The organism is Pseudomonas sp. B19(2017), assembly GCF_002113165.1.
In the GTDB taxonomy this organism is placed as follows: Bacteria; Pseudomonadota; Gammaproteobacteria; order Pseudomonadales; family Pseudomonadaceae; genus Aquipseudomonas.
The window spans coordinates 99,151-114,402 of the sequence record NZ_NEJR01000020.1; the positions used below are offsets into that span (position 1 = coordinate 99,151).

Below are 15,252 nucleotides of genomic sequence, written 5' to 3' on the forward strand. Positions count from 1 at the left end.
AAATATTTCCTCGAACCGCTGAGTGGTCGCGCTAAATGTAGTCCACTTCACTTTTTATTGTAGGACCATTCTTCTTTTTGAGTATCAACCAAACCTTACCGGCAGAAAAAACCCGGGACTCTGCCCGGGTTTTCCGATAATGCAAACAGCCATCAGTGTTTAGCCATGTCCAGCACCACACGCCCGCCACACGGGCATTGGTCCATGTAACGATGTGCCTCTACCACCTGCTCGAACGGATATACCTTGATGATTTGCGGTGTCAGCAACTGGTCGGCGGTGAACTGGTTGATGTCGCGCAGGGCGCGCTGCAGCGCCACCTGGTCCTGGCTGATACCCAGCTCCGGCTTGCCGGTGAAGTTACCAATGCAATGCACATAGAACTGAATGTTCTTCTGAAACGCCGCACAGGCCGGGAACGGCGTCTGATTGCCGCCTTGCAGGCCATACAGCACCAGGCTGCCACGCGGTGCCAGCACATCGCCCAGCAGCGACATCTGCGGCCCGCCCATGCCATCGAGGACCATGTCCACGCCGCGGCCATCGGTGTACTTGCCAATCTGCAGCAGCAGGTCCTGCTCTTCGGTGACAATCACCTTGTCGGCGCCCAGGCCCAGCAGGTACTCCCGCTGCTCCGCCTCCTTGGTGGCGGCGAACACCTTCAGCCCCAGGGCCTTGCCCAGTTGCACGAAGGCAGGGCCCGCGCAGTGGCTGGCATCGGTAACCAGCGCGGTCTGCCCGGCCTTGCCCCGCGCCAGGTCGACGTAGGCGAAATAGGCGATCAGCAGCGGCGTATAATGCACGCTGGCCTCGATCGGGGTGAGCACATCCGGATAGCGGGTAATGGCCGTACGCGGCAGCACGATGACATCGCCATACACGGGGTGGTCGTTGGCACTGGTAGCCGGGAAGCTGGCAACCCGGTCGCCCACGGCAATATCTTCAACCCCTTCGCCGACCGCGGTCACCACCCCGGCCATCTCGTGCCCGATCCCCGCCGGCAGGCGTGCCTGGGACGGTGCCAGGTTCTGGCGCCAGAGCACGTCATACCAGCTGACGCCAACCGCCTCGACGCGAACCTGCACCTCGTCGGCAGCGGGTGACGGTTCGGCCTGCTCCTCGCAACGGAGCACATCGGCAGCGCCGAACTTGTGGAAACGGATCATGCGGGACATCGCATACCTCGCCTTTGTGAACCTCTAATTACCACTGACTTTATCCGGGCTTTGCCGGTTAGACCATCAGTGGCTATTAATAGTCGACATGCCTGTCATCGATTGGGCACCTGACTTTCCATGCGATTGGTCCCTTTAAACCCGTGCAGGGTACCAGCCTTTGGCCTTAAGATTCACCTCTGCCCAACCTTAGGCGAAGCGCACCCGATGAATCGAAACGACCTGCGTCGTGTAGACCTCAACCTGCTGATCGTGTTCGAAACGCTGATGCACGAGCGCAGCGTGACCCGCGCCGCGGAAAAACTGTTCCTTGGCCAGCCCGCCATCAGCGCCGCCCTGTCGCGTCTGCGCAGCCTGTTCGACGACCCGCTGTTCGTGCGCACCGGTCGCAGCATGGAGCCTTCGGCCCGGGCCCACGAAATCTTCGCCCTGCTGTCCCCGGCGCTGGACTCGATTTCCACCGCTGTCAGCCGCGCCGCCGAATTCGACCCGGCCACCAGCAATGCGGTGTTCCGTATCGGCCTGTCGGACGACGCCGAATTTGCCCTGCTGCCGCAGTTGCTCAAGCGCATCCGCGCCGAAGCGCCAGGTATCGTCCTGGTGGTGCGCCGGGTCAATTACCTGCTGATGCCGACACTGCTGGCCTCGGGCGAGATCTCGGTAGGGGTCAGCTACACCAGTGAACTGCCAGCCAACGCCAAGCGCAAGGTGCTACGCCGCAGCATGCCGAAACTGCTGCGTGCCGACAGCGTGCCCGGCACTATCACCCTGGACGACTTCTGCGCCCGCCCGCACGCACTGGTTTCGTTTGCCGGGGACCTGTCGGGGTTCATCGACGAGGCGCTGGAGGCGATCGGCCGCAAGCGCCATGTAGTGCTGGCGGTGCCGCAGTTCAATGGGCTGGGGAGCTTGCTGGCGGGCACCGATATTGTCGCTACGGTGCCGGACTACACGGCGCAGGCGCTGACCGCAGCGGGTGGGTTGCGGGCCGAGGACCTGCCGCTGGAGGTACGTAGTTTCGAACTCCATATGGCTTGGCGCGGGGCGCAGGACAATGACCCGGCAGAACGGTGGTTGCGGTCGCGGATACAGATGTTCTTCGGGGATCCTGAGAGTCTTTAGTTCTCGTTGGGCAGGCTATTTAGCTGATCATTTCTGGCTTTCATAGACCATGGAGGATGGTGTCTCTGGAAGTGGTGTAACTCATCTTGCGGCATTATTGAGCGTCCTCACCGCCTATGGTTGATCAGCAGAAAACCAGGATTGATCTGGTAAGGATTTTTCCTTACCATTCAATCAATACATCCGGGAGAACACACATGCCTGCCATCCACGAAATCGCAACGCTAACCTCAAAGGGGCAGGTCACACTGCCCAAATCCGTTCGCCAGCTTTTGGGCATTGACACTGGTGGCAAGATCGCATTCGACGTACGCGGGGGCGAAATCGTGGTCAGCCGCGTAGAAACCACCCACGAAGACCCTGCCATCGGTGCGTTCCTAAGTTTGCTGGAAGCTGATATTCGAAGCGGCCGCAACCTCACCACCCTGCCGGAAGACTTGGCGCAAACCCTGCTCGCCAACGCAAACCACCCTGTTAACCTGGACGAAGATATCGATGGTGAGGTCGCGATCTGATGCTGCGACATGGCTGGACACTGTTGTTCCATGAAGGTGTGACTTTACAGCTACGCAAATTGCAAGAAGCCGCCGCCCGGGCCGAGCAGAACGACCCGCAAAGTTTTGAGAGCAACGCCAACGTCAAGCTGTTTCGGGCATTGAGCCATCTGATCATGGAGGCTGTGCCTGCCGATCCGGGCCGTGATGAGTTCCGCCAAGGCAACACGCTGGGCACCGCCTACCGACATTGGCGGCGGGCAAAGATCGGTAGGCGCTTTCGGCTGTTCTTTCGCTACGACTCAAGATCCAAGGTCATCGTCTATGCATGGGTCAACGACGAAAATACCCTAAGGTCCGCAGGCAGCAAATCCGACCCCTACGCCGTATTCGAGAGGATGTTGGGACGCGGCAACCCTCCTGATGACTGGGATGCGCTGACTGCCGCAACACGTAGCGACTGGGACGAGCCCAAAGCATAAGTTGCGCAAATGGTGAGGGATTGCACGTTCTGCACCAGCCCCGCCCCGGTGCGTCCACTGTAATCCACTCGTATTTTGAGAGGTTATGACCCAGTCACACATGACCCTAAAATAGCTCAAATGGTGCGATTTTGATTCAATTGCTGCACAATGATCAAAATCAAACAACAGAGACGCTTTCATGAACCTCTCAGCAACCGACGAACGACTGCTAAAGGCACTCGCTGCAGCAATCGTGATCCACCCCAGAGCCACGCTAAAAGAGCTGGCCGAAACGGCTGGCGTCAGCAAGGCGACCCTGCATCGCTTTTGTGGGACTCGAGACAATCTGGTCAGCTTGCTGGAAGGTTACGGTGAGCAGGTTCTGCGTGAAGTGATCGCCGATGCCGATCTTGAAAACAGTGAACCGCTGGCGGCATTGCGCCTGTTGATCGCCGAGCATCTCAAGCATCGCGAAATGATGGTGTTCCTGCTCTTCCAGTACCGCCCGGACACCTTTGACGGCAGTGAAGCCAACCAGGGTTGGCGGGCCTATGCCGACGCTCTGGACGACTACTTCCTGCGTGGTCAGAAGGCCGGGTTTTTCCGCATCGATATCAGCGCTGCTGTATTCACCGAGATGTTCCTGAGCCTGGTCTACGGAATTGTCGATGCCGAACGCCGCGGTCGCGCGGCCAGTGCGACATCTGCATTGACGCTCGAGAATCTGTTCCTCAATGGCGCCGTGGCGGCAGCTCGCTAGTTTACCGATGCCCAGATAAAAAAAGCCCCTGATCACTCAGGGGCAAAAGCGGTTGGCCAGACCAACCAAAGGATCGATGAGCTATCCCCGCGCAGGCCAGCCACCACCAAGGGCGCGGAACAGGTCGACGAGCGATTTTTGCCGCTCGATACTCGCATCGATAGCAGCCGCTTCGTTCAGGTAGGTGTTGCGCTGCGCATCGAGATACCGCAGATGGCTGTCCACACCACCCTCGTAGCGAGCCTTCGCCAGTGCCAGACTCGCCCGGCTGGTGTCGGCCAACGCTTTGCGTGCAATCTCCTCACGCCGCAATGTATCGCTGGCGGCCAGTGCATCGGCCACTTCCCGGAAGGCGGTCTGGATCGTGCCTTCGTAAGCTGCAACCGCCGAATCCTTGCGCGCCTCGGCCAGGCTCAGGGCAGCCTTGTTGCGCCCGGCGTCGAACAGCGGCAATGTCAGTTGCGGCATGAAGCCCCAACTGCGCGAGCCACCCTCGAACAACCCGGACATCTGCGCGCTGGAGGTACCGAAGCTGCCGGTCAGGCTGATCCGTGGAAAGAACGCCGCCCGTGCCGCGCCGATATCGGCGTTACGCGCCCGCAGGCGATGCTCGGCGGCAAGAATGTCCGGACGCCGCTCGATCAGTGCCGATGGTGCACCCGGGGCGATGTCCTGCAGCAGCATCGGAACCTCGGGGCGTTCGGCAGGGATCACCTTGGCCGCGCTGGCGCTACCGAGCAGAAGTACCAAGGCGTTGTAAGCCTGCTGCTGCTCTCGCAGGACGGACTCCAGCTCCGCTCGCGACTGCTCGACCAGCCCCAGTGCTTCTTGGTGATCCAGCGCCGTCGCGGTGCCCACGGTTCGGCGCTGGTCTACCAGGGCCAGGGAGTCTTCGCGACTGCCCAGGGTCTGGCGGGTCAGCGTCAGGCGACGCTCGGCGCCATCGAGGGTCAGGTAAGCCTGGCTGACTTCGGCAATCAGGGCAATGTGCGCAGCCCGGCTGACTTCCTCGGTTGCCAGATACTGCTCGAGCGCTGCGTCGCTCAGGCTTTTCACGCGGCCGAACAAGTCGATTTCGTACTCCGGCAGCGATAGCCCTACCTGATAAGTACTGTAGACGCCTTCGCGGCCATCGCTGGAGAGGTCCGACGGCAAGTGCTGGCGATTGCCCGAAGCGCCGGCGTTCAGCCCCGGCACGCGATCGGCACGACGGATGCCGTATAACGCACGGGCCTGCTCGATATCGAGCAGGGCCTGGCGTAGGGAGCGGTTGTTGCCCAGTGCGGTGCCGACTAGCTGGCGCAGCGTAGGGTCAAGGATGAACGCCTGCCAGTCCAGCTGCCCAACCGCCTGGCCCTGCGGCCCGGTGGCATTGCCCCACTGCGCCGGCACCGGTGCCTCGGGGCGCTGGTAGGTCGGCGCGAGCGAGCAGCCGATCAGGGCACAGGCCAGTGCGAATGGAAATGCAAGTTTACCAATGACCATTACTTCACCACCTCGACAGCGTGTTGCATGGGGGCCGGCTTGCGTTTGAGCAGCTTCAGCACCCAGACGAAACAGATCGGCACGAACACCACGCCCAGCAAGGTTGCGCTGAGCATGCCGCCGATCACTCCGGTACCAATGGCGCGCTGGCTGGCCGCGCCAGCGCCGGTGGCGATGGCCAGCGGCACCACGCCGAGGATGAAGGCCATGGAGGTCATCACGATCGGGCGGAAGCGCAGGCGCGCAGCCTCGATGGCAGCGTCGCTCAAGCTGTAGCCCTTTTCCCACAGTTCCTTGGCGAATTCGACGATCAGAATCGCGTTCTTCGCCGCCAGGCCGATGATGGTGATCAAGCCGACCTTGAAGTACACATCGTTGGGCAAGCCGGTGAGCAGTACCGCCCACACCGCGCCCAGCGCACCGATCGGCACGATCAGCATCACCGTCAGCGGGATCGCCCAACTCTCGTACAACGCTACCAGCAGCAGGAACACTACCAGGATGGCGAGGGCAAACAGGCCGGCGGCCTGGCCGCTGGAGACCTTCTCCTGGTACGACAGGCCGGTCCAGGCGTAGCCGATCCCCGGCGGCAGCTCACCGACCAGGCGCTCCATCTCGGCCATGGCCTGGCCGGTACTGTGGCCTGGCGACGCGTCGCCAGCGATACGAATAGACGGGTAGCCGTTGTAGCGCACCAGTTGCACCGGCCCTTCTTCCCACTGGGTGGTGACGAAGGCACTGAACGGCACCTGCTCGCCCTGGGCGTTGGGTGCATACAGGCGCAGCACGCTTTCCGGGGTCATGCGCGCGCCCTGCTCGGCCTGCACCACCACGCGCTGCTGGCGCCCGGCGTTGCTGAAATCGTTGATCACTGCAGAGCCAAAGGCGGTGGCCAGGGTGTTGTTGATCGACTCGAAGTCCACACCCAGGGCGCGGGCCTTCTCGCGGTCGATCTGCACGCGCAACTGCGGCGCCTCGGCCAGGCCTTCCATCATTGCGTAGAGAATCACCGGGTTTTCATTGGCGCGGGCCAGCAGTTGGTCGCGGGCAGCCAGCAATGCCTCGCGCCCCAGGCCGCCACGGTCCATCAGGCGCAGGGCGAAACCACCGGAGTTGCCCAGGCCGTCGATCGGCGGCGGCATGACCGCGGTAATGGCCCCGTCGCCGTTGGCGGCGAACTGCTCATTGACCACGGCAGTTTCAGCTGCTGCGGATTGCTCCTTGCCACGCAATGACCAGTCCTTGTAGGTCGGGAACGCCAACGCGGCATTCTCGCCCTGGCCCGAGAAGCTGAAACCAGTCACGACAATGGTATTGGCGACAGCCTCCCGGGACATCAGGAAAGCTTCCAGTGCCTCGGCAGTGTGATCAGTACGCACCCGGCTGGCGCCCGGCGGCAACTGCACGTCGACAATGCCGTAACCCAGGTCCTCGGCGGGGACAAAAGCCTCCGGTACTCGTACATAGGAGTAACCCAGGACCACCAGGATGCCGACATAGGCCAGCATCCAACGCCCGGCACTCGCTACCAGGGCACTGTTCATTACCGAGTAACGTTCGGTCATGCGGGCGAATGTGCGGTTGAACGCCCCAAAGAAACCGCCTTTTTCATGATGCCCGTGTGCGATCGGCTTGAGCAGCGTGGCGCACAACGCCGGGGTGAAGGTCAGGGCCAGGAAGCCAGAGAACAGGATCGACACCGCCAGCGACACCGAGAACTGCTGATAGATCACCCCCACCGACCCGGACATGAATGCCAGCGGCAGGAACACCGCCGCCAGTACCATGGTGATACCGATGATCGCCCCGGACACCTGCCCCATCGCCTTGATGGTTGCGTCTACCGGCGACAACCCTTCCTCGGCCATCAGGCGCTCTACGTTCTCCACAACCACGATAGCGTCGTCCACCAGGATGCCGATAGCCAGCACCATGCCGAACATGGTCATCATGTTCACCGAGAAACCGAGCAGTTTCATGATCATCAGCGTGCCGAGCAGGCACACCGGCACCACGATCGACGGGATCAGGGTGTAGCGCACGTTCTGCAGGAACAGGAACATCACAAGGAACACCAGCACCATGGCTTCGATCAAGGTGTGGATCACCTTCTCGATGGCCACGTCGACGAAGCGCGAGGTGTCGTAGGGCACCGAATACTCGACGCCCTCGGGGAAGAACTGCGCAAGCTCCGCCAGGCGTTCCTTGACCAGCGTCGCGGTCTGGATGGCGTTGGCCCCGGGCGCCAGTTGCACTGCTGCTACCACTGCCGGTTTACCATCCAGGCGCGCAGACAGGTTGTAGTTCTCGCTGCCGATGGCCATGCGCGCGACATCGCCCAGGCGTACGCTGGAACCGTCCGGATTGGCACGCAGGACGATAGCGGCGAACGCTTCCGGAGTTTCCAGGGTACCTTGCACGGCCAAGGTCGCGGTCAGTTCCTGTTCGCTGGCGCCCGGCGTACTGCCGAAGCTGCCAGCCGGTACCTGGACGTTCTGACCACGGATGGCATTGCTGATGTCGTCGATCGAAAGGCCGTAGCCCACAAGTTTCTGCGGGTCGACCCAGACGCGCATGGCCGCTTCGGAAGCGAAGAACTGCAGCTTGCCCACACCGGGTACGCGTAGCAGTTCGTTGTTGATGTTACGCGCCGCATAATCTGACAACGCGGTTACATTGTCGCGCCCACCTGTCGCACTGGTCAGGGCATACATCAGCAGGAAGCCCGAACTGGCCTGCTCCACCTTGAGCCCCTGGGTCAGCACAGCCTGGGGCATGCGTGCCTCGGCCTTCTTCAGGCGGTTCTGCACATCGACCTGGGCCATATCCGGCAGGGTACCGGGCTGGAAAGTCACCATCACCTCGGCGACACCGTTGGAGTTGTTGGTGGACTCGTAGTACAGCAGGCCCTTGGCGCCGTTGAGCGACTCCTCGATGATGCTGGTCACTGACTCCACCAGCACCTTGGCCGAAGCACCCGGGTAGGTGGCGGTGATGGAAATTTGTGGCGGCGCCACGCTGGGATACTGGGCCACCGGCAGCGCCGGGATCACCAGCAAACCGGCCAGGGAAATGAACAACGCCACGACCCAGGCGAAATTCGGCCGATTGATGAAGAACTTGGACATCTCGCTAACCTCGCCTTAGTGCGCCGCGGCCTGTTGCGCCTGAGCCGGCGCCACGGGCATGCCAGGGGCCAATCCGGCCGGGCTGCCGACAATGACCTGGTCACCGGCACGCAGGCCTTCGCTGATCTGCCAGCGCGAGCCTTGCATCACGCCGGTACGCACGCTGCGTACCTCGGCCAGGTTGTCGGTCCCCACGACCATCACCCGTGCCATGCCGTCGCTGCCACGCTGCACCGCCCGTTGCGGCACGAGGATGGCCTGCTGGTCGGTACCCTGTGGGGTGCGCACACGCACATACATGCCAGGCAGGAGGATGCCGTCGCGGTTGTCGAAGCGCCCGCGCAAGGTGACCTGACCGGTGCCACGGTCGACCGCCACGTCGGTGAACATCAGCGCGCCCTGGCGCTGGTAGTCGGTGCCTTCGACCTGGGCGCTCAGGGCCTTGTCTTCGCCGCCTGTCAGGGCACCTTCCGTGAACGCCTGACGCAGACGCAGGGCATCGGCGGCAGACTGGGTGAAGTCGACGTAGATCGGATCGAGCTGCTGGATGCGTGCCATCAACGTGGCGTCGCCCTGCCCGACCAGCGCACCTTCGGTGGTCAGGGCACGACCGATGCGGCCGGAAATGGGCGCGGTTACCGTGGCATAACCAAGATTCAGGCGTGCGGACTGCACGTCGGCCTGTGCCGTACGCACAGCGGCCTGGGCACTGCGCAGCTCGGCGGTGGCGCTATCGAAATCTTGCTGGCTGACAGCTTCGATCTTGACCAGGGGCTCGTAACGCTTGACCCGCCCCTGAGCCTCTTGCTGTACCGCCTGAGCACGCGCCAGGTCGCCTTCGGCGCGCGCCAGTGCCACCTTGAATGGCTCGGGGTCGATCTGGAACAGCACGTCGCCGGCCTTGACATCGGCACCTTCTTCAAAGCGCTTGTGCAAGACGATACCGGCCACACGGGCACGCACCTCGGCTACCCGCATTGGCTCGACCCGGCCAGGCAGCGTCGAGGCCAGCGCCAACTGTTCGGTCGTCACCGTCACGGTCTCCACGGGCACAACCGCTGCGGAGGCGGCCTGTGGCTCCTCACCCGCTCCGCAACCGGCCAACGCCACCGCAACAGCCAGCAGCCCACCCATCCCTATCGTATGTATCTTGCCCATCATTCACCACAGCCTTGATTGAAAACGACCCGAATGATATCTTCGAATCACTAATGAGTCAATAATGTCTCATTAGAGCCAAAAAGAACATGCATATCTGATCGCGGCGGTGCCACGTTGCACCGCCTCTCGGCATGGGTCGCGAGTTGATCACCGGCTTTCCTCCAAGGCGAGCCGCCTACAGAGCACTGCAAACACAATAGAGGTAATGGATGAATAACCTGTTTAGAGGCGATGTCGTCACCATCAAAAGCGGTGGCCCGAGAATGACCATCACGAACATCAGGCAACAGCGTTCCATCTCCGGCTTTCCCGCAACGGCATTTGCGCTATGTCAGTGGTTCGAAAATGACGCCTTCATGGAGAAATGGTTTGACACCATCGTTCTGCAAGCCGCCAAAGAAGCATCAGGTGGCAACACGCGATAAAGCGACGCGAAACCGGCAACGGCCCGTAGAACACGATAACCAAGGTTGAACCTTGGTTATCGATGTTATCGGCGCCAGTAGCTTTGGGGGCTGGATGCCAGCTCGTTCAGATGGCCAGTTCGCCGACCCTAGTTGTGCTCTTGCGACACCTCTGGATGTTCCGCGTGTCGAGGTTGAACATTTCGGTGTTCCCATTGCAGCAAAAGCAACAAGGCACTGGGTAGAACGGTCAACGTAATGATCGTGGCAACGGCAAGCCCGCCGATGACCGCAAAAGCCATGGGCCCCCAGAAAATCTGAGGCGCGATTGGAATCATCCCGAGAATTGCCGCACAAGCCGTCAACACAATGGGGCGCGCCCGGTGAATGGCGGCATGCGTGATAGCCTCACGCGGCGACTGGCCGCTACTGATGTTGATATCCACTTCTTCGATCAGGATAACGGCATTGCGGACGATCATACCGACAAGTGCAATTACACCAAGCTGTGCGACGAACCCCATAGGTGTCCCGGTCGGCAACATCGCCATGACCACACCGATCAAGCCGAACGGCGCCATCGCCAGCGCCAGGAACATCCGCGAGAAACTACGCAACTGCACCATCAACAGCACGCACATCACCAACGCCGTAATAGGCAGAACAGCAGCCAGTGACGCACTGCCTTTCGCAGCCTCCTCGACTGCTCCGCCTGTCGCGATGTTGTAGCCCTTGGGTAGCTGCGCAGCAAAATCCGCTACCGCTGGCGCCAGTGCCTGCACAACCGTTGCAGCCTCGAGCCCTTCGCGAACATCCCCTTGTACAGTGATCAGAGGAAGACGCTGCCGTCTCCAGATGATCGGGTCTTCGACGCCATAGCTGAGGACAGCAATCTGGCTCAAGGGAATGGTATGGCCTTGAGGTGTACGTATCTGCAGGTTCGCGAGGGTCGCAAGGTCGGTCCGCTCACCGCTTTGCGCCCGTACGATCACGTCCACAAGACGGTCCTTGTCACGCACACTGGTCACCGCAGAACCTGAGAAAATCGTCGCCAAGGCACTGGCAACGTCCTCTGAAGACAGGCCCAATGCTCGTGCCTGGGTCTGGTCAACCTTGACCAGGACGCTTCTTTGCGGCTCGCCTGATAGAAGATGGACCTCACGGGTGTCGGTGTTGGCAGATAAAATGTTGGCCAGGCGCGACGCCAGATCACGGACCGTGGCCTGATCCGGGCCGGTGACGCGGTACTTCAACGGCCAGCCCACCGGCGGGCCCAACTCAAGCGGAGTCGCGCGCGCGATGAGGCCGGAAAACTCTGTTTTGAAACTCTCAGCCAGGCGCGCCTGCAGGGCATCCCGTTCTTTGACCCCTTTGGCGATCACGACGGTTTGAGTGATGTTCTCGTTCTGCAGCAAAACTTCCATGGGCAGATAGAAGCGGATAGCGCCAGAGCCGATATAGGTGGAAAAACGCTCGACAGCAGGGTCAGCTTTAAGCAATTTCTCGAGTTTTGCCGCTTCGCGCTCCGTCGCATCCAGGGAAGCATTTTGCGGCAGCGTCAGGCTTACCAGCAGCTCTGGCCTGTCCGAGGGCGGAAAGAACTGCTGCTCAAGATAAGATGCAGCGCCGAGGGAGGCGACAAAAGCCGTGACTGCAGCGCCGAGCGTTATTGCGCGATGCTGCAGAACCCAGCCCAAGGCACGCCGGTAGGCGCCCATGAGTCTACCTCCGCCATGCTCATGCTGCGGCAGAGCCTTAGGGAGAATCATGGTGCCAAGCAAGGGTGAAAACAGAACCGCTACCACCCAGGATGCTGATAATGAAATCAATACCACCATGAACATCGAGTAGCAGTATTCGCCGGCACTTGAAGCCGCGAAGCCAACTGGAATGAACCCGGCAATCATGACGAGCGTACCCGTCAACATTGGAAACGCTGTTGATTCGTAGGCAAAGCTCGCCGCCCGCGACAGGCTCCAGCCTTCTTCCAGTTTCCCGACCATGGCCTCGACGGTATCATCGCGTCATCAACAAGCAGCCCCAACGCAATAATCAACGCGCCCAGAGATATTCGCTGAAGACCGATATCCATGATCTCCATGCCGATGAACGTCAGCGCCAACACGAACGGGATCGAAATACTCACAACCAGGCCGGCACGCACACCGAGTGACAAAAACGACACTGCCAGGACGATCGCAACTGCCTCAGCCAACACCGTCAAAAACCCGCTAACCGCCTGCTTCACGACAGTAGACTGGTCGGCTACCTGCGCCATTTCGATACCGTAGGGAAGGGTCGCTCCGACCTCATTCATACGGGCCCGCACCGCCTCTCCAAACTCCAGGAGGTTGCCGCCCGCGGCCATCGAAACGGCAAGGCCGAGCGCTTTTTCGCCGTTCACCCGGAACAATGGCGCTGGCGGGTCGGCCGGGATTCTCCGGATATCGACAAGCTCGGTCAGTGGCACAAACCGGTTGTCAGCTCGCAACGTCAAACTGCGCAAACTTTCCTCGGAGGCAAACCCTCCGCTGACTCGCAGAGCGATCTTGTCATCAGGCAACCGTACCGTTCCGGAAGGAATGACAGCGTTTTGCGCCTTCAGCGCGTGCAGGATCGCCTCTTCGTCCAAGCCAAAAGCCGCAAGCCTGGCAGGTGAAAATTCCACGACGATCTGCTCCTCTTGCACACCGAGCAGTTGCACCTTGCCAATGCTGGGAAGGCGCAGTAGCTCCGCACGCACACCCTCAAGGTAGTCACGCAGCTCCCGGTCGGAAAAACCTTCGCCGGTAAAGCCGAAAATCTGGCCATAGGTATCGCCAAACTCGTCGTCAAAAAATGGCCCTTGAACACCCGCCGGAAGCGTTGCGCCGATATCTGCCATTTTCTTGCGAACCTGGTACCACGCATCAGGGACGATCCGCGACGGAGCATCATCGCGCAGGTTGACCATGATGACGGTTTCGCCTGGACGGGTGTAGCTATCGAGTCGGTCGAGATAGGGTATCTCTTCCAGTTTCTTTTCCAGCCGATCAGTCAGCAGATTGGTCGTGTCTTCAATGTTCGCGCCGGGCCAGCGCGCAGCGACCACCATGGTTTTGATGGTAAATGCAGGATCTTCGTTTCGACTCAGGTTTTCATAGCTGATCATTCCGCCAACGAGCGTAATGAGCATCAGGAAAAACATCAGAGGCTTTTGACCGATCGACCACGCCGAGAGGTTGAAGCCGGCCCGCTCTTTATCGAGTTTTGGCTTCGAGCTCATTTCATCACCTGCTCTGCGTCATACGAGACTTTCTGACCAAGTCTGAGTTTGCTCACCCCTGCGGTTACAACCGCCTCACCTTCCGTTAGCCCGGATTCGATGATTGCCTGGCCAGCCGTGTAACGCGCAACCACGACTGGTTTGCGCACCAGCTCATGCGTGGTGGGCTGGACGACATATACAGCAGGCGTACCACCGTCACTGGTCAATGCAGAGGCTGGCAGGATGACCAGGGGCTTGCCACTCAAAACAAGGCGCCCGGTCACGGTAGCCCCCAGCGTCATGACAGGAGGCGCATCCGGTAAAGCAACACGAACCCGGTAAGTACGCGTTGCCACATCAGCAGTAGGGCTTGCATCGCGAATTGAGCCGATGACTTTGATCGACGGGTCAGACACGAGTGCCACTTCCACTTTCACATCGGACGGAACCGATGTGTAAAGCCGCTCGGACACGTTGAAGACTGCAACGCGGTCGTTTGTCGAGGACAGCTTGATCGCCAATTGCCCCGCATCGACGACTTGTCCTGCGTTCACAGCGACAGCGCTGACGATGGCTGCGCTTGGCGCACGCAGTTCCGTGTAGGAAAGCTTGTCGCGTGTCGTAAACAATCTGGTTTTCGCAACATTCAGTCTTGCGTTCGCGGCTCGCCAGTTTGCCTCGGCCTCTTCGACACGTACACGCGCGACGAACTGTTTGTCAAACAGCGTGCGTTGTTGGCTCAACTGAGACCTGGCAAGCTGCTCGGTCGCTTCGGCGCTTGTCAATTCGGCTTCCGCGGCCCGCAGTTCGTTTTGCACATCATTAGGTTCGAGCGTCGCCAGAACCTGCCCCTTGGCAACGCTCATTCCGACTTCCGCGGTTCGAGTGGCTACGCGCCCGCCAATGCGAAAGCCGAGATCGGTCACGACCTGAGCTTGTACTTCTCCCGTCTGGGCAACCTCCTCACCGATGGTGGCGGCCTTTACGATCTGGGTCCGAACGGCGCGTAGCGGTTCCTCTGAACGAACCTCCTCCCGACACCCGACAAGCGCAAGGCCCAGACTGCCCAATAAACCGCATGCCAGTACCGACTTGAGCAGCGTCATGTCAAATGCCCTCTTCATGAAATGGTTCCGCACGGCTGGTGCCCCAGGGCGCACTCGCAGCCGGTCTCTCGATACATTCCCTGCTCCTGCAGGGGCTTGCCTCAAGCGCGAAGCAAAACAGCGTTCTGCTCGTCACTACCTCCTTGTCCAGGCTCAGCAGGAGCTGTCACAGCATGGGCGAGGTACGCAATCCAAAGACCGTGACTGAACGCAAGGCAATTACCGCTGTTCAACCGTTGCCTCAGCACGACCCAAGCATTAGCATATCACTCGTTATTGTAAATGCAGCCTATCCATGTGCATAGAGGGCAAGCGCCTGTGCGCCCTGTGCTACGACTCCAGGCAGTTCAACAAAACGGCTGCCAGAGGCGGGACAAGCCAAGCTGAATACGTATCCACAAATCAGTACTGAAGGATTGCCGCCATGCTGCGCAAACTCTCACTGGCGATAGCCGTGTCTTGTGCGTCCAACGGAGTGGTCTGGGCAGCGGACGTGCCCCAAACAGTCAAGACCGACCTGGTCAGCGTCTACCAGGAAGCGGTCGACAACAACGCTGACCTGGCTGCGGCCCGCGCCGATTACGGCGCCCGCCGCGAAGTGGTGCCGCAGGCCCGCGCCGGGTTGCTGCCCAACCTTTCGGCAGGTGCCGAAATGCTGAACACCCGCACCAAGCTGGACGAACCATCGGCCACCAGCAACCGCAGC

The 15,252-nt window shown here is 60.6% G+C and carries 11 protein-coding genes and 1 pseudogene; 6 read left to right on the forward strand and 6 right to left on the reverse strand.

Annotated features, from left to right (window positions below; genetic code table 11):
• Positions 1-152: 152 nt before the first annotated feature.
• Positions 153-1,175: a zinc-dependent alcohol dehydrogenase family protein gene (locus CAF70_RS22555; protein ID WP_085626647.1), complete on the reverse strand. Its 1,023-nt coding sequence runs from the start codon at positions 1,173-1,175 to the stop codon at positions 153-155.
• Positions 1,176-1,382: 207 nt separating this feature from the next.
• On the opposite strand from CAF70_RS22555, the gene CAF70_RS22560 reads away from it, so the two are divergent.
• From CAF70_RS22560 to CAF70_RS22575, 4 genes are all read left to right on the forward strand, one after another.
• Positions 1,383-2,297, forward strand: a complete 915-nt coding sequence (locus CAF70_RS22560; RefSeq protein WP_085626648.1) for a LysR family transcriptional regulator — start codon at positions 1,383-1,385, stop codon at positions 2,295-2,297.
• 197 nt (positions 2,298-2,494) lie between these two features.
• The gene (locus CAF70_RS22565; protein ID WP_085626649.1) at positions 2,495-2,812 is read left to right on the forward strand and encodes a type II toxin-antitoxin system PrlF family antitoxin; all 318 of its coding nucleotides are present in this window, start codon (positions 2,495-2,497) and stop codon (positions 2,810-2,812) included.
• Positions 2,812-3,273 (forward strand): type II toxin-antitoxin system YhaV family toxin, encoded by a 462-nt coding sequence (locus tag CAF70_RS22570; protein ID WP_085626650.1) that lies wholly within the window; start codon positions 2,812-2,814, stop codon positions 3,271-3,273. Before CAF70_RS22565 ends, CAF70_RS22570 begins: the two co-directional genes overlap by 1 nt.
• A gap of 181 nt (positions 3,274-3,454) precedes the next feature.
• Positions 3,455-4,015 carry a TetR/AcrR family transcriptional regulator gene (locus CAF70_RS22575; protein ID WP_085626651.1) on the forward strand — a complete coding sequence of 187 codons (561 nt, stop codon included), beginning with the start codon at positions 3,455-3,457 and terminating at the stop codon, positions 4,013-4,015.
• An 81-nt stretch (positions 4,016-4,096) separates the two neighbouring features.
• Here CAF70_RS22575 and CAF70_RS22580 read toward each other — a convergent pair whose 3' ends face one another.
• The 3 genes from CAF70_RS22580 to CAF70_RS22590 are packed head-to-tail and all read right to left on the reverse strand — an operon-like array spanning position 4,097 to position 9,786.
• Positions 4,097-5,500, reverse strand: a complete 1,404-nt coding sequence (locus CAF70_RS22580) for an efflux transporter outer membrane subunit (protein ID WP_085626652.1) — start codon at positions 5,498-5,500, stop codon at positions 4,097-4,099.
• Positions 5,500-8,628, reverse strand: coding sequence for an efflux RND transporter permease subunit (locus tag CAF70_RS22585; protein WP_085626653.1), 3,129 nt, complete (start codon positions 8,626-8,628; stop codon positions 5,500-5,502). Before CAF70_RS22585 ends, CAF70_RS22580 begins: the two co-directional genes overlap by 1 nt.
• A 15-nt stretch (positions 8,629-8,643) precedes the next feature.
• Positions 8,644-9,786: a MexC family multidrug efflux RND transporter periplasmic adaptor subunit gene (locus CAF70_RS22590; RefSeq protein WP_085626660.1), complete on the reverse strand. Its 1,143-nt coding sequence runs from the start codon at positions 9,784-9,786 to the stop codon at positions 8,644-8,646.
• A gap of 212 nt (positions 9,787-9,998) precedes the next feature.
• Here CAF70_RS22590 and CAF70_RS22595 point away from each other — a divergent pair, with 212 nt between their 5' ends.
• On the forward strand, positions 9,999-10,214 hold the full coding sequence (locus tag CAF70_RS22595) for a YodC family protein (RefSeq protein ID WP_085626654.1): 216 nt from the start codon (positions 9,999-10,001) through the stop codon (positions 10,212-10,214).
• Positions 10,215-10,342: 128 nt separating this feature from the next.
• Here CAF70_RS22595 and CAF70_RS22600 read toward each other — a convergent pair.
• Both CAF70_RS22600 and CAF70_RS22605 read right to left on the reverse strand, forming a co-directional pair.
• Positions 10,343-13,458 (reverse strand): annotated as a pseudogene (locus CAF70_RS22600) (efflux RND transporter permease subunit).
• Positions 13,455-14,546, reverse strand: a complete 1,092-nt coding sequence (locus tag CAF70_RS22605) for an efflux RND transporter periplasmic adaptor subunit (protein ID WP_256573311.1) — start codon at positions 14,544-14,546, stop codon at positions 13,455-13,457. Before CAF70_RS22605 ends, CAF70_RS22600 begins: the two are co-directional and overlap by 4 nt.
• Before the next feature lie 424 nt (positions 14,547-14,970).
• Here CAF70_RS22605 and CAF70_RS22610 point away from each other — a divergent pair.
• On the forward strand, positions 14,971-15,252 hold a 282-nt coding region (locus tag CAF70_RS22610; protein WP_158090948.1), incomplete at its 3' end, for a TolC family protein.